This is a genomic window from Sagittula sp. P11, assembly GCF_002814095.1.
In the GTDB taxonomy this organism is placed as follows: Bacteria; Pseudomonadota; Alphaproteobacteria; order Rhodobacterales; family Rhodobacteraceae; genus Sagittula.
The window spans coordinates 4,149,863-4,171,439 of sequence record NZ_CP021913.1; the positions used below are offsets into that span (position 1 = coordinate 4,149,863).

Annotated in this window: 21 protein-coding genes, 2 tRNA genes and 1 pseudogene; 9 read left to right on the plus strand and 15 right to left on the minus strand. The window is 68.4% G+C overall.

Going from position 1 to position 21,577, the window contains the following annotated elements:
• From CDO87_RS20000 to CDO87_RS20020, 5 genes are all read left to right on the plus strand, one after another.
• Complete coding sequence (locus CDO87_RS20000) at positions 1 to 1,125, plus strand: SPOR domain-containing protein (protein ID WP_100930411.1); 1,125 nt, start codon at positions 1 to 3, stop codon at positions 1,123 to 1,125.
• Complete coding sequence (locus CDO87_RS20005; RefSeq protein WP_100930412.1) at positions 1,122 to 2,102, plus strand: glycoside hydrolase family 3 protein; 981 nt, start codon at positions 1,122 to 1,124, stop codon at positions 2,100 to 2,102. Before CDO87_RS20000 ends, CDO87_RS20005 begins: the two co-directional genes overlap by 4 nt.
• Before the next feature lie 10 nt (positions 2,103 to 2,112).
• Positions 2,113 to 2,907, plus strand: a complete 795-nt coding sequence (locus CDO87_RS20010) for a ScpA family protein (RefSeq protein WP_100930413.1) — start codon at positions 2,113 to 2,115, stop codon at positions 2,905 to 2,907.
• Positions 2,904 to 3,587: an SMC-Scp complex subunit ScpB gene (scpB, locus tag CDO87_RS20015; protein WP_100930414.1), complete on the plus strand. Its 684-nt coding sequence runs from the start codon at positions 2,904 to 2,906 to the stop codon at positions 3,585 to 3,587. Before CDO87_RS20010 ends, scpB begins: the two co-directional genes overlap by 4 nt.
• Before the next feature lie 158 nt (positions 3,588 to 3,745).
• Positions 3,746 to 3,997: a hypothetical protein gene (locus CDO87_RS20020; protein ID WP_100930415.1), complete on the plus strand. Its 252-nt coding sequence runs from the start codon at positions 3,746 to 3,748 to the stop codon at positions 3,995 to 3,997.
• A gap of 125 nt (positions 3,998 to 4,122) precedes the next feature.
• Here the strand turns inward: CDO87_RS20020 and CDO87_RS20025 are convergent, their stop codons facing one another.
• The 9 genes from CDO87_RS20025 to CDO87_RS20065 form a co-directional block, all read right to left on the minus strand.
• Positions 4,123 to 4,782 carry a DUF1236 domain-containing protein gene (locus CDO87_RS20025; RefSeq protein WP_100930416.1) on the minus strand — a complete coding sequence of 220 codons (660 nt, stop codon included), beginning with the start codon at positions 4,780 to 4,782 and terminating at the stop codon, positions 4,123 to 4,125.
• Between the two features lie 181 nt (positions 4,783 to 4,963).
• A complete protein-coding gene (locus CDO87_RS20030; RefSeq protein ID WP_100930417.1) occupies positions 4,964 to 6,043 on the minus strand; it encodes a 2'-deoxycytidine 5'-triphosphate deaminase in 1,080 nt (359 codons plus the stop codon).
• A 187-nt stretch (positions 6,044 to 6,230) separates the two neighbouring features.
• Positions 6,231 to 6,307, minus strand: a tRNA-Pro gene (locus CDO87_RS20035).
• Between the two features lie 81 nt (positions 6,308 to 6,388).
• On the minus strand, positions 6,389 to 7,582 hold the full coding sequence (locus CDO87_RS20040) for a MerR family transcriptional regulator (RefSeq protein WP_100930418.1): 1,194 nt from the start codon (positions 7,580 to 7,582) through the stop codon (positions 6,389 to 6,391).
• 12 nt (positions 7,583 to 7,594) lie between these two features.
• A complete protein-coding gene (gene ihfA, locus CDO87_RS20045) occupies positions 7,595 to 7,897 on the minus strand; it encodes an integration host factor subunit alpha (protein ID WP_005857850.1) in 303 nt (100 codons plus the stop codon).
• 337 nt (positions 7,898 to 8,234) lie between these two features.
• Positions 8,235 to 9,236, minus strand: coding sequence for a beta-ketoacyl-ACP synthase III (locus tag CDO87_RS20050; RefSeq protein ID WP_100930419.1), 1,002 nt, complete (start codon positions 9,234 to 9,236; stop codon positions 8,235 to 8,237).
• A gap of 1 nt (position 9,237) precedes the next feature.
• The gene (gene plsX / locus CDO87_RS20055) at positions 9,238 to 10,368 is read right to left on the minus strand and encodes a phosphate acyltransferase PlsX (protein WP_100930420.1); all 1,131 of its coding nucleotides are present in this window, start codon (positions 10,366 to 10,368) and stop codon (positions 9,238 to 9,240) included.
• Positions 10,369 to 10,393: 25 nt separating this feature from the next.
• Entirely contained in the window at positions 10,394 to 10,600 is a 207-nt protein-coding gene (gene rpmF, locus CDO87_RS20060) for a 50S ribosomal protein L32 (RefSeq protein WP_100930421.1), read from the minus strand.
• Between the two features lie 189 nt (positions 10,601 to 10,789).
• Positions 10,790 to 11,368: a DUF177 domain-containing protein gene (locus tag CDO87_RS20065; RefSeq protein ID WP_100930422.1), complete on the minus strand. Its 579-nt coding sequence runs from the start codon at positions 11,366 to 11,368 to the stop codon at positions 10,790 to 10,792.
• 90 nt (positions 11,369 to 11,458) lie between these two features.
• Between CDO87_RS20065 and CDO87_RS20070 the strand changes: the two genes are divergently transcribed.
• From CDO87_RS20070 to CDO87_RS20080, 3 genes are all read left to right on the plus strand, one after another.
• Positions 11,459 to 11,917 carry an outer membrane protein assembly factor BamE gene (locus CDO87_RS20070; protein ID WP_100930423.1) on the plus strand — a complete coding sequence of 153 codons (459 nt, stop codon included), beginning with the start codon at positions 11,459 to 11,461 and terminating at the stop codon, positions 11,915 to 11,917.
• Between the two features lie 97 nt (positions 11,918 to 12,014).
• Positions 12,015 to 12,746, plus strand: a complete 732-nt coding sequence (locus tag CDO87_RS20075) for a GNAT family N-acetyltransferase (RefSeq protein WP_100930424.1) — start codon at positions 12,015 to 12,017, stop codon at positions 12,744 to 12,746.
• A gap of 251 nt (positions 12,747 to 12,997) precedes the next feature.
• Positions 12,998 to 14,830: an ABC-F family ATP-binding cassette domain-containing protein gene (locus tag CDO87_RS20080; RefSeq protein ID WP_100930425.1), complete on the plus strand. Its 1,833-nt coding sequence runs from the start codon at positions 12,998 to 13,000 to the stop codon at positions 14,828 to 14,830.
• A 92-nt stretch (positions 14,831 to 14,922) separates the two neighbouring features.
• Here the strand turns inward: CDO87_RS20080 and CDO87_RS20085 are convergent, their stop codons facing one another.
• Positions 14,923 to 16,011, minus strand: a complete 1,089-nt coding sequence (locus CDO87_RS20085; protein WP_100930426.1) for an AbrB family transcriptional regulator — start codon at positions 16,009 to 16,011, stop codon at positions 14,923 to 14,925.
• 84 nt (positions 16,012 to 16,095) lie between these two features.
• On the opposite strand from CDO87_RS20085, the gene CDO87_RS20090 reads away from it, so the two are divergent.
• Positions 16,096 to 17,208, plus strand: a complete 1,113-nt coding sequence (locus CDO87_RS20090) for an acetoin utilization protein AcuC (RefSeq protein ID WP_100930427.1) — start codon at positions 16,096 to 16,098, stop codon at positions 17,206 to 17,208.
• Between the two features lie 60 nt (positions 17,209 to 17,268).
• Here CDO87_RS20090 and CDO87_RS27290 read toward each other — a convergent pair whose 3' ends face one another.
• From CDO87_RS27290 to CDO87_RS20110, 5 genes and pseudogenes are all read right to left on the minus strand, one after another.
• Complete coding sequence (locus CDO87_RS27290; protein ID WP_254698445.1) at positions 17,269 to 17,805, minus strand: fasciclin domain-containing protein; 537 nt, start codon at positions 17,803 to 17,805, stop codon at positions 17,269 to 17,271.
• Positions 17,806 to 17,859: 54 nt separating this feature from the next.
• A pseudogene (locus CDO87_RS27295) lies at positions 17,860 to 18,423 on the minus strand (fasciclin domain-containing protein); the annotation flags it as partial.
• Positions 18,424 to 18,552: 129 nt separating this feature from the next.
• Positions 18,553 to 18,626 (minus strand) — tRNA-Gly (locus CDO87_RS20100).
• A gap of 175 nt (positions 18,627 to 18,801) precedes the next feature.
• Positions 18,802 to 20,841: an ASKHA domain-containing protein gene (locus CDO87_RS20105; protein ID WP_100930429.1), complete on the minus strand. Its 2,040-nt coding sequence runs from the start codon at positions 20,839 to 20,841 to the stop codon at positions 18,802 to 18,804.
• A gap of 168 nt (positions 20,842 to 21,009) precedes the next feature.
• A complete protein-coding gene (locus tag CDO87_RS20110) occupies positions 21,010 to 21,465 on the minus strand; it encodes a DsrE family protein (RefSeq protein WP_100930430.1) in 456 nt (151 codons plus the stop codon).
• Positions 21,466 to 21,577 lie beyond the last annotated feature (112 nt).

A 21,577-nucleotide genomic window follows, 5' to 3' on the forward strand; every position in this document is an offset into this window, starting at 1 on the left:
ATGGCGGACTATTCCTATGACGCGGGGCGCATTGCGCCTGTTTCCGGGCATTTCCAGCGCGGTGGCCACCGTTACGACGGCGGATACGGTGCCGATTACGGCGTGCAGGATCATGGCGCTGCGGCGCAGGTCCGGGCCGTTTCGATGACCAACCTTCTGGGGGCCGTGGCGTCCCTGGCGCTGGTGGTGGGTGTCGGCATCTGGGGTTACGGCGTGATGGCGCGCGACGTCAGCGGCGTGCCGGTCGTGCGCGCGGCCTCCGGCCCGATGCGCGTGGCGCCCGAAGATCCGGGCGGCACGCTGGCCGATCATCAAGGGCTGGCGGTGAACGCCGTGGCGGGGCAGGGCTCGGCCGAGGGACCGGCGCAGCAGCTTTTGCTTGCACCGCGCCCGGCGGGGCTGGCGGCAGAAGACGTGGCCACGGGCGCGCTGTCGCTGGCGCTGCAACAGGACGCGGAGGCGATTGCCGAGGCCGAGGCTTTCGCGGCCATGGACGCCGTGACGCCCGCCGTGATGTCGACGCAATCCGGTGAGGATGCAGAAAACGACCCGATCCTTGCACTGGCAGCCCAGATCGCGGCCGAGAGCGAGCCGCTTTCGCCGCTTGCGCCCGGCGCGGACAACCCGGTGGTGACGGCGGTGCAGGACGTGTCGTCCTCCGGCGCGCTCGATATCTTCCCCGAAGACGAATACGCCGACGAGGAAGCCGCCGAGGCGCAGATGCCGAAGCCCGGGCCGGGTCTTGGCCGGTCGCTCAGGCCCAAGCTGCGGCCGTCGGGCTTGCAGGTGGCTTCGGTCGGTCCGGTGGATGCGGATGTGATCGCCGCCGCCGTGGCCAGCGTCACGAAGGAGATCGACCCGGCGTCGCTGCCCGCGGGCACGCGTCTGGTGCAGATCGGCGCCTTCGACAGCGCCGAGACAGCGCGGTCGGAATGGACGCGTCTGGAGGCGCGCTTCGGCGACTTCATGGACGGCAAGGGCCGGGTGATCCAGCAGGCGACTTCGGGCGGGCGCACGTTCTACCGCCTGCGGGCCGAGGGCTTTGTCGACCTGTCCGATGCGCGGCGCTTCTGCGCGGCCTTCGTCGCCGAGAAGGTGGACTGCATCCCGGTGGTCACGCGATGAGCCGCTTCGGCGCGGCCATCCTTGGCTGCGCGGGGCTTGAGCTGACGGCGGACGAGAAGGCGCTCTTCAGGGAAGTGCGCCCTTTCGGATTCATCCTGTTCGCCCGCAACATCGAGAGCGCGGATCAGGTCCGGGCACTGTGCGACGCGCTGCGCGCGGCGGCGGGTTTCGACGCGCCGGTGTTCATCGACCAGGAAGGCGGGCGCGTGCAGCGTCTGCGGGCGCCGCTCGCGAAGGAGTTCCGGCCGCCGCTGGAGGACGTGGCGCTGGGGCCGCGGGCCTTCTGGCTGCGCGCCCGGCTGATCGCGCATGAGCTGCGGTCCATGGGCATCGATGGCAACTGCATTCCGACGCTGGACGTGGCCCGCGACGAGACCCATCCGATCCTGCGCAACCGCTGCTACGGCACCGATGTGGAGACCGTGGTGCGCCATGGCCGCGCGGTGGCCGACGGGCTGTTCACGGGCGGCGTGCTGCCGGTGATGAAGCACATCCCCGGCCATGGCTTGGGCACGCTGGACAGCCACAAGGACCTGCCGCGCGTCGGAGCGCCGCGAGATGTGCTCGACCATACCGATTTTGCCGCCTTTCGTGCACTGAACGACCTGCCCCTGGGCATGACGGCACATCTGGTGTTCGAGGAGATCGACCCGCAACCGGCGACGATCTCGGAGGTGATGGTGAAGATTATCCGGGACGAGATCGGGTTTGACGGCCTGCTGATGACCGACGACATCTCGATGGAGGCGCTGAGCGGCACGGTGCGCGAACGCGGTGCGGCGGCGCTGGCGGCGGGCTGCGACCTTGTCCTGCACTGCAACGGTGCCTTCGACGAGATGGTGTCGATCTGGCAGCGCTGCGGAGAGATGACCCCGGCGGCACAGACCCGCGCAGAGGCGGCGCTGGCCGCCCGCCGCGCGCCCGACGATGTTGACATCGCGGCGCTGGAGGCTGAATTTGACGCCTTGACCGCGTGAAGGGTGTCCGATGGACGAAACCACCGCAGAGCCGGAACTGCCGCTTTCCGTCGCCGATCGCATGGCGGCGGAGGCTCTGGTCGTGGACGTGGAGGGCTTCGAGGGGCCGCTGGACCTGCTGCTGAACATGGCGCGCACGCAGAAGGTGGACCTGCGCCAGATCAGCGTGCTGGAACTGGCGCGGCAGTACCTCGTCTTCGTCGAGAAGGCCAAGGCGCTGCGGATCGAGCTGGCGGCGGATTACCTCGTGATGGCGGCTTGGCTGGCGTTCCTGAAATCGCGCCTGCTGCTGCCCCCCGATCCGGCGGAGGAAGGCCCCTCGGGCGAGGATCTGGCGGCGCATCTGGCGTTCCAGCTTGAGCGGTTGCAGGCGATGCGCGAGGTGGCGGCAAAGCTGATGGCGCGCGACAGGCTGGGCCGCGACTTTTTTGCCCGCGGCGTCCCCGAAGAGATGGAGCGCGTGCGCAAGGTGGTCTACACCGCCTCGTTGCTGGACCTGATGCAGGGCTATGCGCGCATCCGCACCCGAGACGAATTCCGGCCCTTCGTGATGGACCGGGACAAGGTGTTCACCATGGAGCAGGCGCTGGACCGGATTCGCGGCATGATCGGCTTTGCGGGGCAGTGGACCGACATTCAGGGCTACCTGCCCGAGGGCTGGAGCGAGGACCCGGTGATGTGGCGCTCGGCCACGGCGGCGACGTTCGCGGCCTCGCTGGAACTGGTGAAGGAAGGCAAGGCGGAGATCCGGCAGAGCGGCACGTTCGAGCCGATCCAGCTGCGCCGCCGGGAGGGCCGGGAATGAACGATCTGCCGGAGACCGGCGACGAGACCGAAACAGACGAGCCGATCCGCGACTCGCTGTTCGAGGCGCCGCCCATGGGCGAGCAGGAGCGCATGGTGGAGGCGATCCTCTTTGCCAGCGCGGAAGCGGTGACGGTCAGGGACCTGGGCGACCGGATGCCCCACGGCTGCGATCCGGCGGAGGCGCTCGTGCACCTGCGCAAGCGCTACGAGGGGCGCGGCGTGCGCGTGGTGCGCGTGGGTGACGCCTGGGCGATCCGCACGGCGCCGGACCTTGGCTACCTGATGCAGCGCGAGACGGTGGAGACCCGCAAGCTGTCGCGTGCGGCGGTGGAGACGCTGGCGATCATCGCCTATCACCAGCCGGTGACGCGGGCGGAAATCGAGGAAATCCGGGGGGTTGCCGTGTCGCGCGGCACGGTCGACCAGCTGATCGAGATGGACTGGATCCGCTTCGGCCGCCGCCGGATGACGCCGGGCCGCCCGGTGACATTCGTGGTGACGCAGGGCTTCCTCGACCACTTCGGGCTGGAATCGGCGCGCGATCTGCCCGGGCTGGCGGAGCTGCGGTCGGCCGGTCTGCTGGAAAGCCGTCCCTCGCCGATCGGGCCGATGGGCGACGAAAGCGACCCGGACGAGATGGAGGCGGGCGAAGGCCAGTCCGAACTGTTCGAGGATTGAGGACAATTCCGCGTGTTCGCCCAATATTGGACGCAATTTCGCGGTATGGTCAGGCAAGTTCCACGCGGGGCCATGGGCGCGATCCGAACCGGGTGCCCGTGGCTACAACATTATCCAGCAGGTGCGGGCGAGGGCGCCGCATCGGACAGGAGACAGGCATGAACATCGACCAGATCGTCCGCATGATCGTCAACCAGGTGGTGCGGCAGTTCGTGAGCAGGGGCGTGAACGCCGGCATGGGCCGCGCCTTCGGGCAGGGGCGCGGCCGGAGCGGAGCCGACCGTGTGCGCGGCGACGGCATGGCGCACAGCTTCGATGACGAGGCGCGGCACGAGGACCGGCAGGCGCAGCGGGAGGCCCGTCAGGCGCGCCGTGCGGCCCGGCAGGCCCGGCGCGGCGACAATGGCTGAGGGCGTCTGCGCCAGGGGGTATTGACAGATCAGTGAGGGGCGCACCCTGAGGGGTTTTCCCTGAAACGAAAAAGGCCCTGCCGGGTGGCAGGGCCTTCCTTGTGTATGGCTTGTGTCTGGCCGTATCAGCGCACGACGTAGACGATGCGGCGGTTCTCCGGGTTCACGATGACCGGCGCGTCGTTGACGTAGGCGTAGGTGTAATCGGCTTCCGGCACGTCGTAGAGCGTCACGCCTTCCGGGATACCGGCGCCGACGACGACTTCACCGTTCAGGTAGACCGGCTCGACCGGGTTCTGCGACACGTAGGTGACGGTGGTCTCTTCCGGGGTGGCTGCGGCGCCACCTGCGGCACCCAGCACGACGCCAGCGGCGACGGCAGCGGGGCCACCGACCAGAAGCGCTGCTGTTGCGGCACCGAAGCCTGCGCCCGCGGTCGCGTTCACGGCCGTTTCAGCACCGTCCCTTTCCTCTTCGATGATCTGCACGTCCATCGCTTCGGTGTTCTGGTAGATCACCGTCGGTTCCGGCATGGTGGTGTTGATCAGGTAGGGGCTGTAGGCCCAGCCTTCGGCACCGTCGAAGGTCACCTTGCACCAGTCGGAGGCGGTGCAGCCGTCGACGGTGACCATCGCGTCCTGCGGCATCACGCTGACGACGCCGTACTGCGGGCCGGGGCCCTGACGCAGGTTCAGCTCGGTCGTGGTGGACGCTTCGAGCGCGAACAGCGGCGCTGCGGTCACGGCGGTGAGGGCAATGGCGGAGACTGCGATTTTCTTGAACATGGGATGCTCCCTTATCTTCGGTTCTGGGCACCGGACGGTGTGTCCGACCCTTGGAGCGACAACAGGGAGGGGCGCCAACCGGTTCCGGTGAAAGGGAAAAATCCGACGGTTGACGTTACGCCATCCGGCAAGGCGCCGCCAAGCCCCCTGCCGGATGCGCGGAAAGGCGCAGGTTCCCGCGTCAGGCGGTCATGAAATGTTTCGAAAGTTTCAGGCCCTGGCCCTGGTAGTTCGAGGCGATGCCCTGACCGTAAAGCTGGGCGGGCACCTCGGACATGCGTTCGTAGACGAGACGGCCGACGGTCTGCCCGTGTTCGAGCACGAAGGGCGCCTCGTGGCAGCGCACCTCGAGCACGCCGCGTGCGCCCGCGCCGCCCGCCGGGGCATGCCCGAAGCCCGGGTCGAAGAAACCGGCGTAATGCACGCGGAACTCGCCCACCATGGCGAGGAAGGGGGCCATCTCGGCGGCGAAGCCCGGCGGGATGTGCACGGCCTCGCGGCTGACGAGGATGTAGAAGGCGCCGGGGTCGAGGATCAGCTGCTTGCGGTCGGAGCGCAGCCGGTCCCAGTAGTCGGCGGGATCGTAGTGGTTGAGCTTTGCCAGGTCGATCACCCCGGTGTGCGGGCGGGCGCGGTAGCCCACGATGCCCTGCGGCCCGGGTTCGAGATCGACGGAGAAGCCGAGGCCCGCGTCGATCACCGCCGGACCGCCCGCGACGAGGCCGACCTCTTCGTGCAGCGCCCTGAGCTGCGCGTCGGTGAGCACCGCCTGCCCGCGGCGGAAGCGGATCTGGTTCAGCGTCATGCCGGGGCGCACGAGGACGGAGAAGCTGCGCGGGCAGATCTCGGCCCAGAGCGGGCCGTCGTAGCCGGGGGCCACGCGGTCGAATTCCGTCCCGCCGTCGGTGATGACGCGGGTCAGCAGGTCGAGCCGGCCGGTGGAGCTTTTGGCGTTGGCGATGGCGGTGATGTCGTCGGGCAGGCTGAGCCGTTCCATCAGCGGCACGAGGTAGACGCAGCCCTTTTCCAGCACGGCGCCGGGGGAGAGGTCGATCTCATGCATTTCGAACTCTGAAATGCGGGAGGCCACCGTCTTGCCCTTGCCTGCGAGGAAGGAGGCGCGGACGCGGTAGGCGCGGGTTCCGAGCCGCAGGTCGAGGCTGGCAGGCTGCAACTGGCCAGGGGCGAAAGGTTCGTCCGCCGCAAGCGCGCCGGTGGAGATCAGGGTCTGGATCTGCTGGCTGGCCAGTACGCCGGTCATGGATGCCTCCGTCTTGTCGGGGATCGTCTTAACAAGCCGCGGCGCGGAGGGGGAGGCGAAAAGCGACGCGGAGGCACGTGTGCCATTGTGCGGCGATTGCGGATGTTCCGGGAGCGGCAGACACGGTGCGCCAAGCCACCGGACGCGCGGTGCGCGACGGCGTGAGGATGCTTGGCGGGGTGTGATTTGGTCGGGCTAGCAGGACTCGAACCTGCGACCTTCCGTCCCCCAGACGGACGCGCTACCAGGCTGCGCCATAGCCCGACTTGTCCGGCCTAATTACCGTTTTCTGCGGCAAGGGCAACCCCCCGCCGCAGCAATTTTCGGGGTTTTCAGAGAGGCCGTTCAGGCGTCGTCGGGGGCGGCGCCGTTCAGACGGTCGAGCCGTTGTTGCAGCGCCGGCATCTGGGCTGCGATGGCCTGCGCCTGTTCGGGCGAAAGCGTCCTGAGCGCCGCGGCGCGGGCCAGCAGGCCGGGCCCGGCGGTCGGGGGACCTGCGTCCTCGGGCTGGCCGAAGTCGGGCAGGTTGAGGGCGTTCGCGGCACGCGCGGGCGCCTCCGGCACGGCGATGTCCGGCACCGGGGCGGCGTCTGTATCGGTATCGGGCGCGGCGAGGTCGTCGTCTGCCTCTGCCACGTTGCTGTCCGTGGCGTCCTCCATGACATCCGCCGCTTCGGGGGCGGTGTCGAAGGGGTCTTCGTCCGGTGTGGTCAGGTCGGGTTCGGTTCCCGTTGCCATGTCGTCGGGCGAGGGGATGCCCGCGTCCTGCGGCAGGTCGAAGGCGAATGCGGTCTGCAGCGTGTCCTCTGCCGGGCGGGCCATCTCGTCGTCCTCCGTCACCGATTCTCCCGCATTCGTTGCGGTCACTTCGGTGTGCTCTCCCGCAGCGTCACTTGGCAAGGGCGCGGCGGAGGGCAGGGGCGCGGGCTGTGGCGCGAGGGAAACGGCGCTGTCCTCTGCCGCGGGCGCAGGTTCGGGCGCGGGCGGGGCGAGGGTGTCGTCTGACGTTTCGAACGGGGCGAGCGGTGGCAGGGAGGGCAGATCGTCGTCGGATTCGCCAACCTCCGGTTCGTCCTCCGGGGGCATCGCCGCCATCTGGTCGGGTTCCACCGGCGCCGGTTCGGGCGTGTCCTGAACGGCGGCCTGCGGTGCTTCCTGCTGAGGGTCCGCGGTCCGGCCGGGGAAGGCCACGATGCCGTCGTCGGTCTGTTCGACCTCGGCGTAGGGCGCGTCCTCGATCAGTTCGGCGTCGGTGTCGTCGTCACCCACCTGAGGCGACAGGCCCGAGACATAGCGCACGCCCTGTTCGCGCAGAACCTTCTGGACGCCCTTGATGGTCAGCCCGTCCTCGTGCAGCAATTTCTTGATTCCGCCCAGCAATTCCATGTCGGCAGGGCGATAGTACCGACGCCCGCCTGCGCGTTTCACCGGTTTGACCTGGGTGAACTTGCTCTCCCAGAACCGCAGAACATGCGCAGGGGTCTCGAGCCACTCGGATACTTCCGAGATGGTGCGGAAGGCGTCAGGCGACTTGGACATCTGTTACGCGCCTCAGCGCTTGTTGCCCGCGGCCACGCGGTCTTTCATCAGGTGCGAGGGCCGGAAAGTCAGCACGCGGCGCGGCTGGATCGGCACTTCTTCACCTGTCTTGGGGTTGCGCCCCACACGCGCGGCCTTCTCGCGCACGGAAAACGTGCCGAAGGACGAAATCTTGACCTGCTCACCTTCGACGAGCGCGTCGGACATGTGTTGAAGCACCGCTTCGACCAGTTCCGCGCTTTCATTCCGCGACAAACCAACCTCGCGAAACACGGCTTCGCTCAGGTCCATACGCGTCAGGGTTTTTTCCCCCATACTCCATCCCTCCGCTGTCCTGTCGCAGCTTATGCCCGTGCCAAATCACAAGTCAATATCAATGGCTTGGAGAGGGGATTTTAGGTGTCATGCCAAGAGGCAGCGTTAACTTTTCGGGCAGGCTGGAAAAAGCGCCCGGCGGCGTGCGGCCTTGTACTGCCGGGCCATGATCCCCGTAAGGAGCGGCTGCTTTGCGATCCCGAAGCCTCGGCGGTTGACCGCCCATCGGACGGTTGCAACGGCGGCGGGAGCGCCCTTCGCAGGTGGGACGATAGCAAGCCGGTGATGCGGCGGCAACGACGCCGCGGCGATCAGCGGGTGATTTCGGTCCGGTGGATTACCAGCGCAGCACGACCGCGCCCCAGGCGAGGCCGCCGCCGATGGCCTCTGTCACCACGACATCGCCCTCGGCGATCTGGCCGCGGGCCCGGCCCACGGAAAGCGCCAGCGGGATCGACGCGGCGGAGGTGTTGCCGTGGTCCTGCACAGTGACGACCACACGCTCCATCGGCAGGCCCAGCTTCTTGGCGGTGCCGGAGATGATGCGGATGTTGGCCTGATGGGGCACGACCCAGTCGACTTCGGACGAGGCCATGCCGATCTTGTCCATCGCGGTGTTCGCGGTGGAGGCCAGCTTTTCCACCGCGTGCCGGAAGACTTCCTTGCCCGCCATGCGCAGGTGGCCCGTGGAGTTCGTGGCCACGCCGCCGTCGACGTAGAGGATGTCGCGGAACCGCCCGTCGGAGTTCAGGTCGCAGGACAGGATGCCCCGGTCGGCGTTGGTGCCTTCGCCTTCGCGCGCTTCGAGAATCAGCGCACCCGCGCCGTCGCCGAAAAGCACGCAGGTGGAGCGGTCGGTCCAGTCCATGATCCGGCTGAACGTCTCGGCCCCGATGACCAGCACGCGTTCTGCCTGGCCAGAGGTGATGAGTGCGTTGGCGTTGGCCAGCGCATAGATGAAGCCCGCGCAGACCGCCTGCACGTCGAAGGCAAAGCCCTTCGTCATGCCCAGTTCCGCCTGCACCATGGTGGCGGCGGAGGGGAAGGTCAGGTCGGCGGTGGAGGTCGCAAGGACGATGGCGTCGATGTCGTCGGCGGTGATGCCCGCGTCGGTCAGGGCGACACGGGCGGCGCGCGTGGCGAGGTCCGAGGTCGTCTGGCCGGGGGCCGCGATGTGACGGCGTTCGATGCCGGAGCGCGCCCGGATCCATTCGTCGGAGGTTTCGAGAACGATCGGTTCGGGGGTCAGCCCTGTCAGCCCGGTCTCGAATTCGGAGTTCTCCACGATTCGATCGGGAAGGTAGTGTCCGACCCCGATAACGGTCGCGCGTCGTGTCATTTCAGTTGATGTCCTTCTGCCCGGGCGCATCCTGCGACGCAGCGTCGCCAGACGCAACACCCGGCGGGTCGGTTTCATCGAGCACTGTGGCCACGCGGGCGGCGAGCCGCTCCCCGAAACCGGTTTCGGCCAGCTGGAACGCCAGCTTGACGGCGGCGGAGATGCCGGTGGCATCCGCCGAGCCGTGCGATTTGACCACCGTGCCGTTCAGCCCGAGAAAGACGCCGCCGTTCACCCGCCGCGGGTCGATGCGCTTCTTGAGGCGGCTGAGCGAGGTCAGCGCCAGAAGCGATGCGATGCGGGAGAGGGGGGAATAGGCGAAGGCCTCCTTCAGGAGGTCGCCGATCAGCGAGGCGGTGCCTTCGCCGGTCTTCAGCGCCACGTTGCCGGTGAAGCCGTCGGTGACGATCACGTCGCAGCGGCGGCCCGGGATGTCGCCGCCCTCGACGAAACCCACGAAGTCGTAGCTGCCGCTGTCGGCGCTGGCGCGGATCAGGTCGTGGGCTTCCTTCAGTTCGGCGCGGCCCTTGTGCTCTTCGGTGCCGACGTTCAGCAGGCCGATGCGGGGGCGTTCGAGGTGCAGGCCGTTGCGGGCGTAAGAGGCGCCCATCAGCGCGTATTGCAGCAGGTCCTGCGCGTCGGCGCGGATGTCCGCGCCCACGTCGAGCATCACGTTGAAGCCCTGCGGATTGCGCGAGGGCCAGAGGATCGCGATGGCGGGACGGTTCACACCCGGCAGCTTACGCAGGCGGATCATCGACAGCGCCATCAGCGCGCCGGTGTTCCCGCAGGAGACCGCCACGGTCGCATCGCCGTCGCGCACCGATTCGAGCGCGGACCACATGGACGTGCCCTTGCCATGGCGCATGACCTGGCTGGGCTTGTCGTCCATGCTGACCACGCCCTCGGCGTTCTTCAGCGTGACGCGTTCGGGCAGGCCCTTCTTCTTGGCGACGAGCTTTTCAAGCTCCGCCTCGGGGCCGTGCAGGATAAAGTGGATCTGTGGATTCTTGATCGCAGACGCGGCAATGCCGGCGACTACTGCCGCCGGTCCCCGGTCTCCGCCCATGGCGTCCACTGAAATCACGACGCGGTCCGCGCCCGTGGCCTTCCTGTCGTTCCGAGAGGTCATGCCGCGGAGCCCCGCCGTGCAGCAATCAAGCTGCGTCTTCGTCCAGGTCGATCTCGTCTGCCTGCGCGATCACTTCCCGTTCCGCGTAGTGGCCGCAGGACGGGCAGACGTGGTGCGGGCGCTTCAGCTCGCCGCAGTTGTCGCACTCGTTCGGGTTCGCGGCGGTCAGCGCATCGTGCGCGCGGCGGTTGTTGCGGCGCGACTTCGAAACCTTGTTCTGTTGGACAGCCATGTCTCAACCTTTCTCGAAGGGCAGGGATCTGCCTGCCGTGTGTCTCTTTGTGGTGGCGTCGCAGGGGGGTGGTTTCACCCCCGGTACGGCCCCGGTTCCTGGTCCTGATATGGCCCTGGTCAACTGGGTGCCTGCCATGCTCATGAGCGCGCGAAAATACGCAGGATCGCCCGAATGGCAAGCAGATTCTCAGCCTTCCCCGCCCGCATCGTCCATTTTTTTCTTCAGGTCGGCCAGACCGGCGAAAGGCCGAACATCGTCGTCGGTGATCGGCGTCACGCCGGGTTCGGCGAACTGGGCCTCGCCCAGCTCCACCCCTTCCTTGCGCGGATAGGGCGGGAGGGCAAGGGCAAGTTCCTCCTGCATGACGGAGGAGAGGTCGATCACCTCGCCCAGCGGTTCGAGGCTGTCGTCCTCCGGCACCTCGGTTTCGGAGCCGGCCTCGGGTTCCTCCAGCCAGCGGGCGGGCACGAAGCGGCGCAGCACGGTGGTGTCGATGCGGGTGGTCACCGGGTCGAGCGTGACGATGCAGGACTGCACGACGGTGGCGCCCAGCTTGGCCTCGAGCTGCCAGCCCTCCTTGCCGCGGGGCGTGAGGACGCCTTCGAAGCGCAGCTTGCGCACCGCCTGGATCCCCAGCGAGGTGGCGAGATCGGCGCGTGCCTCGGCGTCGGGTTCCAGAAGGAAGGGCGATTCACCGGACTGGCGCAGTTCCGTCACCCGAAGGCGCGTCCGGTCGGTGGGGCGGCGTGGGGCGGGTTGCGTCATGACGACAGGCTTTCCTGACCTTGCTTGGGGGGGTAAACTTGTCTAATCGGGATAAGAGTCTGCGGACGTCAATACAAGAGGGGCCGGAACATGTACGGCATCGGGACATCGCTGAAGTGGGCCGTTCTGGCGATTGCGCTGGTTGGCGCGGCCGGCTGCGAGACACGGTATCGCAACCACGGCTACGTGCCTTCGGAAGAGGTGCTCCAGCAGATCGTGCCCGGCGTGGACACCCGCGCGACGGTCGAGGACGTGGTCGGCGTGCCCAATGCCTCGGGCGTGCTGAACGACTCCGGGTTCTATTATATCCAGTCGGAAGTGAAGCATTTCGCCTGGCAGCGCCCCACGGTGACGGAGCGCGAGATCGTCGCGATCACCTTCGACCAGGCGGGCGTGGTCGACAACATCGTGACCTACGGGCTGGAGGACGGCCGCGTGGTGCCGCTGACCAAGCGCGTGACACAGACGTCCGATGGCGACATCAGCTTCATCCGCAAGCTCTTTGGCAACATCGGCGGGATCAACCTGGGTGACGTGCTGGGCGGGTGATCCGGACCGCCGGGAGACCGGCGGCACGCACCCCTGTCATGACGCCGCCTTGCCCCGTGACCGCGGGGCGGCGGGCGGTCATGCCGAAGAACGCCCCATGATCCTCTTGTCCCGCGGACGCTATGCCGCCCGGCTGGCCGCCGGGCCCGCCGACGTGGCCGCGGCGCAGGCGCTGCGCGGGCGGGCCTTCCTTGCCGGCGCGCGGTCCGACACCGACGCCTTCGACGCCATCTGCGATCACGTTCTGGTCGAGGACCTGAGGAGCGGGCGGCTGGTCTGCTGCTTCCGTTTCCTGCGCCTGGGCAGCGGGGCGGAGATCGGGCGCAGCTATGCCGCACAGTATTACGACTTGTCCCGGCTGGAGGCCTTCGGCGGCCCGATGGTCGAGATGGGCCGCTTCTGCGTCGATCCGGAGGTGCACGACCCCGATGTGCTGCGCCTGGCCTGGGGGGCGATGACCGCCTACGTGGACGGGCAGGGGGTGGAGCTGCTGTTCGGCTGCGCCTCCTTCGCGGGGACGGATGCGCGTGTCTATTCCGACGCCTTCGCCATGCTGAAGGCGCGGCACCTGGCGCCCGCGCGCTGGCTGCCGCGGGTGAAGGCGGGGGACGTCTACCCGTTTGCCCAGCGGCTGCGGCGCAAGCCCGATACGCGCAAGGGGCTGCTGCGGATGCCGCCCCTGCTGCGCACCTACCTGCTGATGGGCGGCTGGGTGTCGGATCACGCGGTCGTGGATCGGCAGATGAACACGCTGCACGTCTTTACCGGGGTGGAGATCGCGCTTATCCCCGCCGCGCGCAAACGCCTGCTGCGGGCCGTGGCCGGGTAGCGGGGTGTGCTGCGTCGGGTGGAGTATGGTGTCGCGGCATGGCCTGAAGGTCGGGCGGCGCAGAGCCCCGCCCTACATGCGGTGTCCGCCAGCGGACGGGGCGCGCCATGAACGGCGGATTGGCGACGCCCCCCGGCGATGCCGGCGGCGCGTTGTGAGGACGGCGTTTCGGGGCGGACGCCGTTGCCGCGACCGGGCCGGGACGCGCGAGGGCGCTTGACGGCGCGGGCGGGCGGGCATAGCTCGCGCGCATGGTTGCACCGCTTCTCCAGCTTTCAGACGTGTCGCTCACCTTCGGGGGTGAGCCGGTCTTCGACGCCCTGTCCCTAAACGTCCAGCCGGGCGACCGTGTCGCCCTCGTGGGGCGGAACGGGTCGGGCAAATCCACGCTCCTGAAGGTCATGGCCGGGCTGGTCGAACCCGACCGGGGCGAGCGGGTGGTGCCGGTCGGCACCTCCGTGGGCTACATGGAGCAGGACCCGGACCTCTCGGGCTTCGAGACGCTGGGCGATTTCGCGGCCTCCACCCTGCAGGCGTCGGAGATGTACCGGGTGGAGCGCGCCTCCGAAGGGCTGAAGTTCGATCCGGACAGGCCGGTGGCGACTGCCTCTGGCGGGGAGCGGCGGCGCGCGGCGCTGGCCAAGCTGATGGCCGAGGAGCCGGAGCTGATGCTGCTGGACGAGCCGACCAACCACCTTGATATCGAGGCGATCCAGTGGCTGGAGGACGAGCTGAAGGCGACCCGCCGGGCGTTTGTGCTGATCTCTCACGACCGGCGGTTCCTGACCGAGCTGACGCGCGCGACGCTGTGGATTGACCGCGGCGCGGTGCGGCGGCAGGAGCAGGGCTTTGCCGCCTTCGAGACATGGCGCGACAAGATCTGGGAAGAAGAGGACACCGCCCGCCACAAGCTGGACCGCAAGATCAAGTCGGAGGCGCGGTGGGCGGTCGAGGGCATCAGCGCCCGGCGGACGCGGAACATGGGCCGGGTGCGCCGCCTGCAGGACATGCGCGCCGAACGCTCGGGCCAGATCCGGCGGCAGGGGACGGCGGCGATGGACCTCGCCTCTGGCCCCAAGTCCGGCAGGAAGGTGATCGAGGCGGCGGGTGTCAGCCATGCCTTCGGCGACAAGGCCATCGTTAAGGGGTTCGACCTGAAGGTGCAGCGCGGCGACCGCGTGGCCTTTGTCGGGCCGAACGGCGTGGGCAAGACCACCCTGATCCGCATCCTGATGGGAGAGATCGTGCCGGACGAGGGCACGGTGACGCTGGGCACGAACCTTGTGCCGGCGGTCTTCGACCAGACACGCTCGCAGCTCGACCCGGAGAAGTCGCTGTGGGATTCGCTGACCACCGACAAGGACATGCGGGTCTCGGGCTCGTCTGACCAGGTGATGGTGCGCGGCGTGCCGAAGCACGTGGTGGGCTACCTCAAGGAGTTCCTGTTCGACGAACGGCAGGCGCGGGCCAAGGTCGCGTCGCTGTCGGGGGGCGAGAAGGCGCGGCTGCTGCTGGCGAAGCTGATGGCGCGGGAATCGAACCTTCTGGTGCTGGACGAACCGACCAACGACCTCGACGTGGAGACGCTGGACCTGCTGCAGGAGATCCTCGACGACTACGACGGCACGGTGATCCTGATCTCGCACGACCGGGATTTCCTCGACCGGGTGGCGACGACGACGGTGGCGATGGAGGGCGGCGGCCGGGCCGTGGTCTATGCGGGCGGCTGGTCGGACTACCAGACGCAGAAGCGCGAGGCCGAAGGCGGCGGACGCGAGAAGGCGAAGAAGAAGGGCGGCGGCGGAGAGACGTCGCAGTCCGCGCAATCCGCGCAGCCGTCGAAACCGGCAGAGAAGCCGGCGCTGAGCTTCACCGAGAAGCACAGGCTGGAGGAACTGCCCGGGGTGATCGACCGGCTGGGTGCGGAGATCGCCAAGCTGGAGGAATTCCTCGCCGCGCCGGACCTGTTCACCAAGGAGCCGCTGAAGTTCAAGAAGGCGACGGAGGCGCTGGTGGAGCGCCAGCAGACCCTGGCTGCCTCGGAAGAGGAATGGCTGGAACTGATGGAGAAGGCGGAGGGCTGACGCGGCCTTTTGCCTGTGCGGGTGTGTTTTAACGGGTCCTGTCTGTCCGGGACAGCAGGGACACCCGACCGGATGTTATCACGGGTCGCGTGCTAGAAGCGCGGCGGGCGAAGCCCCATGACACGGGCGGCCAGCGGCATTTCCACCACCGTGATCAGGATGCGCACGACGTGGTGCAGGCTGACCAGCGCCGGGTTCGCGGCAAGCGAGAGCGCGACCACCGACATCTCGGCCACGCCGCCCGGCGCGAAGGAGATGAAGAGGTGCAGGAAGGCGATGCCGGTCAGCCGCTCCAGCACGATGGCGAAGGTCATGCCCAGCAGCAGCATGTAGGACACGGACAGCGCGGCCAGCCAGAGCGAGCGGCGCAGGAGGCCCGCGTCCACGCCCTTGAACCGCATCCCGAGGCTGACGCCGATCACAAGCTGCGCCGTGGCGATCAGCCAGAACGGAAGGTGCAGGTCCAGAACGCCGGTGACGGTGGCCGCGGCGGCCAGCAGGAGCGGCCCGGTCAGCTGTGCCGCGGGCAGGCGGATGCGCCGTCCGACCCACAGGCCCAGCACCGCCGTTATCGCGATCATCACCAGCGCCAGGGGCGTCACCGGCGGCTTGTCCCCGCCGATGGTCAGCCCGGCGGCGCTGCCCACCGGGTGCCCGATCCACAGCGACAGCCCCACCGGCAGAAGTGTGATGACGAGGATGATCCGCAGGAACTGCTGCACCGTCAGGATGCGCGTGTCGGCGCCCGCGGCCTCGCCCATGAAGATGCTCTCCATCAGCCCGCCCGGGGTGCCGGAGAAGAAGGCCGTCGACCTGTCGTAGCCGCCGATGCGGTGGAAGATTGCCATGTTGCCCGCGTGGGCCGCCACGACGAAGAGGACCAGCGCCGACAGGGTGATCGGCAGCTCTCCGGCCAGCGACAGCAGGTCCGGTGTCACCTGCGTGCCGATCATCACGCCGATCAGCGCGACGAAGAAGGTGCGGAAGTCCATCGGGAAGTCGTAGTCGGAGAGCGACACGGGCTGTACCAGCCGCACGGTCACGCCCGCGGCCAGAAGCGCGCCGAACATCCACGGCATCGGCCAGCGCACCCAGTAGGCCAGAAGTCCGCCGATGGCTCCGATGGCCAGCATCATCGCGGTTTGCAGGACGACTCGGAGCGTTATCTTGGGAAGGTGCATGGTCTTCCGGATACACCCGGGGGCCGGGAGGGGCAATTGGCTGCCCGACTTTTCCTTTGCACCTCAGAGGGGTAGAGCAGACGCATGACAGGGGCACGTTTCATCACCTCGCGGATCTACCGCGGTTCGGTCTATGGGGCGCGGCATCCGCTCTCGATCCAGCGGGTGCCTGCGGTGACCGATCTGGCGGCGGCACTGGGGTGGCTGGGGGCCGGGCGGATGCTGACCTCGCCCCGTGCGAAACCCGCCGCGCTGACCGGCTTCCACACGCCCCGCTACGTCGAGGCGCTGATGGCGGCGGAGGCGGCGCAGCAGGTGTCGGGCGAGGTGCGCGACCGGCACGGGCTGGGCACGCTGTCGAACCCGGTCTTTGCCGAGATGTACCGCCGCCCGGCGACGGCGGTGGGCGGCGGGCTGCTGGCGGCGGAGCTGGTGGCCGAGGGCGGTGTCGTCCACAACCCGGGCGGCGGGCAGCATCACGCCATGCCGGACCGGGCAGAGGGCTTCTGCTTTCTCAACGAGCCGGTGCTGACCATCCGCAGGCTGCTGGCCATGGGGCTGGAGCGCGTGGCCTATGTCGACATCGACGCGCATCACGGCGACGGGGTGGAGGCGGCCTTTGCCGGGTCGGAGCGGGTGCGCGCGATCTCTGTCCACGAGGCGCGGCGCTGGCCCTTCACCGGTGCGCTGGGGGACCGGGCGGGCGGCGCGGCCTTCAACCTGCCGGTGGGGCGCGGGTTCAACGATACGGAGTTCGCGCTGGTGCTGGAAGAGGTGATCCTGCCCGCCGTGGCCGGTTTCCGGCCCGACGCGATCTTCCTGCAATGCGGGGCGGATGCGCTGGCGGAGGACCCGCTGGCGCGGCTGGCGCTGTCGAACCGCGCGCATGTGGCGACGGCGCTGGCCTTGCGGGCGCTCGCACCGCGCCTGATCGTCTCGGGCGGGGGCGGTTACAACCCGTGGAGCACGGCGCGCTGCTGGACGGCGGTCTGGGGGGCACTGGCGGGGGAAGAGGCGCCGGAACGGTTGCCGGATGCGGCAGAGAGTGTGCTGCGCGGCCTTGTCTGGCACCGGAAGGGCGTCCCGGAGGAGGCGCTGCTGACCACGCTGGTCGACGCGCCGCGCGAGGGGGCGGTGCGGGACGATGTGCGGTCGGACGTGGCCGTGCTGAAGGCGCGACTGAAGGCCGTCGTCTGACGTGAGACGGCCCGCGCCGGGGTGGACGCGGGCCGTGCCGTTCTGCCGTGGAGGAGGGGGTTACCGCGGCAGAAGAACGCCTTCGATGACGTGGATCACGCCGTTCGACTGGTTCACGTCGGACTGCGTGATCTCGTAGGCGTCGCCGTTCTCGTCGAAGATGAAGATGTTGCCGGAGGACGTCACCTTGGCCGAGAGCGCGTCGCCGGACACCGCGTTGAAGTGGTAGAACCCGTCACGCTGGGATCGTGCCGCCTCGCGGATCGACTGGGCCGACCAGTTGCCCGCCACCACATGCGCGGTCAGGATCTTGGTGAGCTGGTCCTTGTTCGCAGGCTCCAGAAGCGTCTCGACGGTGCCGTCGGGCAGCTTCTCGAAGGCGGCGTTGGTGGGCGCGAAGACGGTGAAGGGGCCTTCGCCGCTCAGCGTGTCCACGAGGTCGGCGGCCTTCACCGCGGCGACGAGCGTGGTGTGATCGGCGGAGTTCACCGCGTTCTCGACGATGGTCTTCGACGGGTACATCGGCGCGCCGCCGACCATCGGCACATCGCCCTCGGCGGCCATGGAGGCGTCCGTGGCCATGCCGTCGCCTGCCATCGCGGTCTGGGCCGGGGCCGTTTCCGACATGCCCTGATCGGAGCTTTCCTCGGCGGCGGGCAGCATCACGGTGTCGATGACGTGGATCACGCCGTTCGACTGCTGCACATCGGCGATGGTCACGGTGGCGACGTTGCCCTGTTCGTCGGTCAGGGTGATCATGTCGCCGTCCATCTTCGCCTGCAGCGTGCAGCCGCCCAGCGTGGCGACCGGGTGGGTGCCGCCGTCATCGGCGATCATCCCGGCGATGGCGTCCGACATGGCGTTCGCGCCGACCACGTGGCAGGTCAGCACCTTGGTGAGCTGGTCCTTGTTCTCGGGCATCAGCAGCGTGTCGACGGTGCCGTCGGGCAGCTTGTCGAAGGCGGCATTGGTGGGGGCGAAGACGGTGAAGGGGCCTTCGCCGCTCAGCGTCTCCACAAGGCCCGCCGCCTGCACCGCCGCAACGAGCGTGGTGTGATCGGCAGAGTTCACCGCGTTCTCGACGATGGTCTTGTCGGCGAACATGGCGGCGCCGCCGACCATCGGGTTTTCCATGGCGTGGCTGGCGGCGAGGGCCGGGCCGGCCAGCACGAGGGCAAGCGCGGTGGCGGCGGCGGAAGTGTAAAGGCGTTTCATGAAGGTCCTCCTCCTTGGGACAGCGGCATCCAGTGCGCCGCGATGTCAAAGCCACGGAGGAAGGGGGACGAGGGTTTCGCGCGGTCACGCTTCTGTGACTTACGTTACGTCCGGTGCGTGGGAGGAGGCTGGAGCGGGTAGCGGGAATCGAACCCGCGCGTTCAGCTTGGGAAGCTGACAGGCTACCATTACATCATACCCGCCGCGACGGATTGGCTATCGCAACTCCCCGAAGGGATCAAGCCAAATCGGTGTCGGCTGACGCTGTCGGCGCGGCCTTCTGGGGGCCGGGCGGATGCGGGGGTTTGCCGCCTGCCCGGGTGGCCTGATCGGCAGGGCAGGCTGGTCGTTTAAAGGCCACCCGCCCATGCCGGTGGATCAGCTGCGCCGCCGACGGCGACCGCCGCCGGATCCGTCCCCGCCCACGTTGAAGGAGACCTGCGGCAGGGTCACGACCTTCTTCAGTTCCGGGAAGGGGTCGGTGGCATGCGGGATCGCGTTCGCGGCGACGAAATGTTCCTGGAAGCGCGGCTCGATGGCGGTTTCCACCTTGGTGATGCGGCGCACGGTCGTCTCGATCTCGCGACGGGCCTTGAGCGAGCAGAGCGCGATGCGCGCGCCGGTTCCGGCGGCGTTGCCCGCAGAAGTCACCTTGTTGAGCGGCACGTCCGGGATCATGCCCAGCACCATGGCGTGTTTCGGCGAGATATGCGCACCGAAGGCCCCGGCCAGCACCACGCGGTCGACCTGGTCGACGCCGCGCGTGTCCATCAGGAGCCGTGCGCCCGCATAGAGCGCGGACTTGGCAAGCTGGATCGCGCGGATGTCGCCCTGGGTCACGGTGATCTTCGGTCCGCCCTCGGCGGTGCCGTCGTAGATCAGGTATTCATGGGTGCGGCCCGCGGGCAGGGAGCGTCCGGTGCCTGTGGCCTCGGCCGAGCCGATGAGGCCGGAGGGGTCCAGCAGCCCGGCCATGCGCATCTCGGCCACCGCCTCGATGATGCCGGAGCCGCAGATGCCGGTGATGCCAGTCTGTGCCGTGGCCTCGGAAAAGCCGTCCTCGTCGGACCAGAGGTCGCAGCCGATGACGCGGAAGCGCGGTTCCTTGGTCTCGGGGTCGATGCGGATCGCCTCGATCGCGCCGGGCGCCGCGCGCTGGCCGGAGGAGATCTGCGCCCCTTCGAAAGCGGGGCCGGTGGGCGAGGAACAGGCCAGCGTGCGGGAGGTGTCGCCCAGCAGGATTTCGGCATTGGTGCCCACGTCGACGATCAGGGCGAGGTCCTCGGACTTGCCCGGCTGCTCGGCCAGCGCTACGGCGGCGGCGTCGGCGCCCACGTGCCCGGCGATGCAGGGCAGGATGTAGATCCGCGCGGACGCGGGCAGGGCGGTCAGGCCCAGTTCCACCGCCGAGAGGTGCAACGCGTCGGAGGTGGCCAGCGCGAAGGGCGCCTGTCCCAGCTCCACCGGGTCGATGCCCAGCAGCAGGTGGTGCATCACCGGGTTGCAGACGAAGACGGTTTCCAGGATCGACCCGGTGTCGATCTCCGCCTCCTTCGCGATGTCGGTGGCCAGCGTGTCGATAGCCTCGCGCACGGCGGCGGTCATCTCGCGTTCGCCGCCGGGGTTCATCATCGCGTAGGAGACGCGCGACATCAGGTCCTCGCCGAAGCGGATCTGCGGGTTCATGATGCCCGCGGAGGCGACGACCGCGCCCGTATCGAGGTTCGTCAGGTGCGCGGCGATGGTGGTGGAGCCGAGGTCGATGGCCAGCCCGAAGATCCCCGCCTCGTGCAGGCCGGGCCAAAGCGCGATCAGCCGGGGGCGCGCCTCCGCATGGGTTCGGTGCAGTGCCACCGTCACCTTCCAATCGCCCTTGCGCAGGACCTTCTGCAGGACCGGCAGGATCTTCGGGTCGACCTCCAGATCGGCGATCTCCCACTGTTCGGAGAGCGCCTTTGCCAGCCGCTGCTGGTCGCCGGTGGGGTCGTGCATGTCGGGCTCTGCCACCTCGACGTAGAAAAGCCGTGTGGCCGGGTCCATCTCGATCACCCGGTCGGCGGCGGCCTTGCGGACGACCTGCCGGTGCACCTGGCTTTCCGGCGGCACGTCGATGACCACGTCGGACTGCACGGTGGCCTGGCAGCCGAGGCGGCGGCCGGTCTTCAGCCCGCGCACGCGGTCATAGCGTTCCTCGACGCTGTTCCATTCGGACAGCGCATCCTGCGCGACATGCACCCCATGTTTCGAGAAGTCGCCATAGGAGGGCGTGATCTGGCACTTGGAGCAGATGCCGCGCCCGCCGCAGACCGAATCGAGATCGACCCCCAGTTGCCGTGCTGCCGTCAGCACGGGCGTGCCCACCGGGAAGCGTCCGCGCTTGCCGGAAGGGGTGAAGATCACGAGGGGGTCCTGGGCCATGGTCGCTCCGCGTACAGTCTGGGTCCGTCGTGGCGGAACATAGCGACTGCGCGCGCGAGCGAAAGGCCGGAACGCGGCATCGGTCGGCGGGATTGCGTCGGAAGGGGCCGGAAATGCGAACGGCGGCGCCCCGCAAGGCCCCGCCGTTTCCCGTCACCGGCCGAGGCGTCAGGGTTTGATGTAGGTGTATCCCATCGCCTGGAGGCGAGAGAGTTCGGCCACGCCGGAGGGGACGATGTCCTCTTCCCAGACGTCGTAGAGGTCGTCGCCGTAGTTGATGTTGCGGCCTTCGAGGGTGTTGTTGCAGACGTGGAAAGCGACGTTCTGGCTTTTCAGAGAGCCGATGGCGGTCTGCAGGCGGTCGTCCTTCTTGGCGTTCATCACGAGGCCCACGCCATTGCCGTGCATCACCACGACCACCTCGAGGTTCCCTGCGCCCACCGCGTTGATGTGGTTCTGGATGTTGCGCATCGCGCCCATGTAGCCCTTGCTGTCCTCGCCGCCGTCCTCGTTGATGTGGTAGACGACCTTCTGGGTGCCGTAGCGTTCATTTGCCATCGCGGGCTGCGCCAGAACGAAAATGCCGAATGTCAGCGCGAAAAGCGCCCTTGCCATAAGTCTCATTGGTTTTCCTCCCTTGGCGGGGGGCGTCCTGCTGCCCCCGTGCCGGTCCAGAGCCGCTGCTGGCTCTCGTAACATCATTTACGAATGTATGAATAAGTCAACGGTTTCGAGC

Coding starts and splice junctions, on each gene's coding strand:
- CDO87_RS20000 (WP_100930411.1), top strand. CDS start 1: ATGGCGGACTATTCCTATGACGCGGGGCGCATTGCGCCTGTTTCCGGG.
- CDO87_RS20005 (WP_100930412.1), top strand. CDS start 1,122: ATGAGCCGCTTCGGCGCGGCCATCCTTGGCTGCGCGGGGCTTGAGCTG.
- CDO87_RS20010 (WP_100930413.1), top strand. CDS start 2,113: ATGGACGAAACCACCGCAGAGCCGGAACTGCCGCTTTCCGTCGCCGAT.
- scpB (WP_100930414.1), top strand. CDS start 2,904: ATGAACGATCTGCCGGAGACCGGCGACGAGACCGAAACAGACGAGCCG.
- CDO87_RS20020 (WP_100930415.1), top strand. CDS start 3,746: ATGAACATCGACCAGATCGTCCGCATGATCGTCAACCAGGTGGTGCGG.
- CDO87_RS20025 (WP_100930416.1), bottom strand. CDS start 4,782: ATGTTCAAGAAAATCGCAGTCTCCGCCATTGCCCTCACCGCCGTGACC.
- CDO87_RS20030 (WP_100930417.1), bottom strand. CDS start 6,043: ATGACCGGCGTACTGGCCAGCCAGCAGATCCAGACCCTGATCTCCACC.
- CDO87_RS20040 (WP_100930418.1), bottom strand. CDS start 7,582: ATGTCCAAGTCGCCTGACGCCTTCCGCACCATCTCGGAAGTATCCGAG.
- ihfA (WP_005857850.1), bottom strand. CDS start 7,897: ATGGGGGAAAAAACCCTGACGCGTATGGACCTGAGCGAAGCCGTGTTT.
- CDO87_RS20050 (WP_100930419.1), bottom strand. CDS start 9,236: ATGACACGACGCGCGACCGTTATCGGGGTCGGACACTACCTTCCCGAT.
- plsX (WP_100930420.1), bottom strand. CDS start 10,368: ATGACCTCTCGGAACGACAGGAAGGCCACGGGCGCGGACCGCGTCGTG.
- rpmF (WP_100930421.1), bottom strand. CDS start 10,600: ATGGCTGTCCAACAGAACAAGGTTTCGAAGTCGCGCCGCAACAACCGC.
- CDO87_RS20065 (WP_100930422.1), bottom strand. CDS start 11,368: ATGACGCAACCCGCCCCACGCCGCCCCACCGACCGGACGCGCCTTCGG.
- CDO87_RS20070 (WP_100930423.1), top strand. CDS start 11,459: ATGTACGGCATCGGGACATCGCTGAAGTGGGCCGTTCTGGCGATTGCG.
- CDO87_RS20075 (WP_100930424.1), top strand. CDS start 12,015: ATGATCCTCTTGTCCCGCGGACGCTATGCCGCCCGGCTGGCCGCCGGG.
- CDO87_RS20080 (WP_100930425.1), top strand. CDS start 12,998: ATGGTTGCACCGCTTCTCCAGCTTTCAGACGTGTCGCTCACCTTCGGG.
- CDO87_RS20085 (WP_100930426.1), bottom strand. CDS start 16,011: ATGCACCTTCCCAAGATAACGCTCCGAGTCGTCCTGCAAACCGCGATG.
- CDO87_RS20090 (WP_100930427.1), top strand. CDS start 16,096: ATGACAGGGGCACGTTTCATCACCTCGCGGATCTACCGCGGTTCGGTC.
- CDO87_RS27290 (WP_254698445.1), bottom strand. CDS start 17,805: ATGGCAGGCGACGGCATGGCCACGGACGCCTCCATGGCCGCCGAGGGC.
- CDO87_RS20105 (WP_100930429.1), bottom strand. CDS start 20,841: ATGGCCCAGGACCCCCTCGTGATCTTCACCCCTTCCGGCAAGCGCGGA.
- CDO87_RS20110 (WP_100930430.1), bottom strand. CDS start 21,465: ATGAGACTTATGGCAAGGGCGCTTTTCGCGCTGACATTCGGCATTTTC.